Annotated in this window: 1 protein-coding gene; it reads left to right on the top strand. The window is 65.8% G+C overall.

Translation table 11 applies throughout. From position 1 onward, the window contains the following. Nucleotides 1-278: hypothetical protein (locus AC0IYH_RS31240; protein WP_471838085.1), on the top strand; the 278-nt coding region annotated here is incomplete at both ends.

The raw sequence follows: 278 nt of genomic DNA, 5'->3' as shown, positions 1-278 counted from the left end.
ATGCACGGCGGATCGCCAACCGCGACGCTAATCGGCGGCGCGATCGGTGTCGCGGTGATGCTCGGCCTCAAGGCGGCGGAAAGCCGATTTGAAGGCCCCGTGGCGCTGCTCGCCGCGATCGGGCTTGATCTGGCGATCGATGGCCTGGTCCTCGGCCTCGCTTTCATTGCCGGCGAGAAGGCGGGCACCCTGCTGGCGGTCGCATTGACGCTCGAAGTGCTGTTCCTGGCCCTGACGCTGACCAACGACCTGACGTCCCGGTATCGCAAGATTAAGGC

The organism is Pseudomonas sp. AC463, from assembly GCF_979253585.1.
The sequence above is the reverse complement of the archived record's forward strand: the minus strand, read 5'-3'. Positions and strand labels throughout refer to the sequence as shown.